Consider the following 2926-nt stretch of genomic DNA (forward strand, 5'->3'; position numbering starts at 1 on the left):
ATCGAAGGGTCTCCTCGCTCATGAGATCCCCGCGCAGGCCGGTCGGCATGTTGAGAGCGACACCCCAATTCCGATCCACGATCAGTTCCGCGATCCTTTCCAGCCGCCCGGCGGGCAGATTCAAGAGATCATCGAGAAAGACGAACTCCTGCGCGCCGACCGTGGAGCGCAGCATCTCCATCTCGGCCAGGACGTTCTCCGGACTGCGGTATCGGTACTTTCGACCATGGATATGGTGACAATACGAGCATCCGAAGGGGCATCCGCGACTCGTCATGACGACCGCGTAACGTCGACGGGCATAGAAATAGCCGGGCCTCGAAATGCGGTAATAAGCATCGACTTCAATCGCGTCGATCGCGGGAAACGGCAGCGAGTCGAGATCGAGGATCGGCGGGGCGGAATCCGTTCGAACAACGCGGTCAGTGTCGCGTCGAACGAGACTCGGGACATCCTCGATCCCCAGCCACCCATCCAGATGATCGAGAAGGGCGACAGTTGCGATCTCGCCCTCCCCTGCAATGACGTAATCGATATCGGCGAGATCGGCGAGATCCTCGGCGCGGTGCCCCGCGTGCGCACCGCCGACGACCAGGGGAACATCGGGAAACGTCGCCTTCAGTCGCCTGGCGAGCGCGTGGATCACCTCGGCGTCGGTGCTCATGCCTCCGATTCCGATGAAATCCGGATCGAAGCCCCTCGCGTCGTCGACGACACGCTCGATGCCGAGGCAGTCGTGCTGCATGTCGAAAATGCGCACGACGCATTCGCGCTCGCGTCGGAGATAGGCGGTCAGCGCCATCAGCCCGAGCGGCATCGAGTGGTCGAACGCGCGCTCGAAGGCGGACGCCTGAATCAGAAAGACGCGGCGACGCGTGGATTGGTACGACATCGAGGGAATTGTGCCACAACCCGACGTCCGAATCGACGGGGAAGGTCACGGAGGCGTCGGTTTTTGCGCGCCGCGACGACCTCCGCTCAGGATCGCCTCGCGGTTTGCGTCGATGAACGCGAGCACCGCGTCGCTGTGTCCGTCTCGCCCGCCACGCTCGCATAGGACAACACCATCCTCAAATCGGACGACGCGAAAGTCGTCGCGGTGAAGCGTCGTTTCAATGCCCCGAACAAGATCGGCCTTGGGGATGTTCGCCGACAGGGCGAACAGGTCGAAAACCGCGTACTGTACGCGGGCGTCGACATCCTCCACCTTGTAGAATTCCCGCGACAACGGCAAATGCGGGGCACGTTCGGAAATGCTGAATTGAAGTACGCCGAAACGTTCGCGCGGAAGCGTGGAGAGGACATCGCGCAACACGGCTGCGTGAGGGGTGTCCGTATACGCCGAGAAACGAAATCCCGGTGTCAAGGGCATCGCGCCCATCGACCCGCTCGAAAATGCGGCATGAATCGCCACGAAAAACGCGGACAATGCCAACGATTCAATTCGCGGGCGCCGGCCGGACACCCGTCCATCCTCGGTAACGCGGAATTTCGTCAGGCGCTTCACACCCATGATCGCCGCGACGAACACGACCGGTAGCACGATCACGAAATGCGTATGCATTTGCCGAACAAGGATGTTGTCCGGCGACAGAAGCGTCCTAACGATCTCCATCGCGGCGAGGTTCTGCGTGGTCAGGATCATGTATCCGAAACTCGGCAACGCGGGCAGCAGCCACAGCGGGGCGAACAGCGCGAGAAACGCGACGTGCGCCAGAAGGCGCAGGTGATCGTACGAGTCCGGTTCAAAGACAGTCCGGGCGATCCGATTCAGGACGGGACCATCGGACTGAGCCACGAACAGATGCAACTGGTCGGCGTCCGCGCCGCCTCCGAGGACGATTCGCATGATGCCGAGCGCCGCGATCAGAACTCCGAAGGTCAGCATTGACCGGGCGATCAGTCGTCGCGCATCGTCGTGACGCTTCGTGACCCAATAGATGACGCCGAGCATCACAAATGCCGGAATCGCGTCGATCCGGCAGATCCCACCGACAGTCGCGGCTGCTAGAGCCCATTGTGGATTTTTGCGATCGAACGCCCAGATCGTCGCCAATAGCGCCGCGCCGCACCAGATCTCCACGCGCTGAAACCCGATCACCATCATGTCCACGACGGGATTCAGCGCAAACCCCAGCGCGAAGACCGCGGCGGGACTTGCACTTCCGAGATGACGCTTACCAATGGCGTAAATGAGCGGAATGCAGACCGCAAACCCCGCCACATGAAAAAGGACGATGACGACCGGCGATCGGAGTGCGGCATAAACGGGGCCGACGATTAGGTGGTAGCCCGAGTAGAGCAGCCCGTAATTGAAAAACTTGTTTTCGATGGGGACGCCTTGGATGAAGTGTTCGTAGTACCGGGCGGTCTTTGCGAAATCGAGGAAGTAAGGATCGAAGTTGATCCACTTCGCCCGACATATCCATAGCGCCGTGGCGGCGAATGCGAGCGTGAGAGCGCCAACGAGAATATCGACGACGCGGCCCGTCTCCAGCCACCTCGACTGAATCGCGTTTGAACCTTGCGTGGCGATTCCGTCCAACCCCGTCACCGTGATGAAATTGTCCGCGCCGCGCGACCGGCATCCGGTCGGAAGTCAGCCGACGGGAGCCTCGCGTAACGCTTTTCGCCGTTCCCAACGTATCATCCAACGGCGAAGCGCATTCGTCGAGGGGAGGAACGAGGCGGCCGTCAGCGGCTTCGCCGGGGGATGGAAGTGACAAGCCCGGCAAGCGGGAATGTCGTCCGCGCGTCCGGAAGCATGAAGACGGCGCAGACGACGCATCGACTCGCCGTTCCAGACCTCGTCGAGGGACTGCGTTCGCAGGTCTCCAACCGGCGGCGCGTCGAAATGATGGCAGCAGGCGTGTGCCCGACCGTCGACGCGCACGTACAGCGGCCCACGCCAAAGCACCGGGCACGG

General features: G+C 61.7%; 3 protein-coding genes. All 3 read right to left on the bottom strand.

What is annotated here, in order from left to right; genetic code table 11:
- On the bottom strand, positions 1–892 hold an 892-nt coding region (locus IT350_20175), incomplete at its 3' end, for a B12-binding domain-containing radical SAM protein (GenBank protein MCC6160381.1).
- Positions 893–937: 45 nt separating this feature from the next.
- Positions 938–2545 (bottom strand): DUF2079 domain-containing protein, encoded by a 1608-nt coding sequence (locus IT350_20180; GenBank protein MCC6160382.1) that lies wholly within the window; start codon positions 2543–2545, stop codon positions 938–940.
- A gap of 54 nt (positions 2546–2599) precedes the next feature.
- Positions 2600–2926, bottom strand: a 327-nt coding sequence (locus IT350_20185) for an SPASM domain-containing protein (protein ID MCC6160383.1), incomplete at its 5' end; no start/stop codon positions are given.

It is taken from the genome of Deltaproteobacteria bacterium (genome assembly GCA_020845895.1).
Lineage (GTDB): Bacteria > Lernaellota > Lernaellaia > JACKCT01 > JACKCT01 > JADLEX01.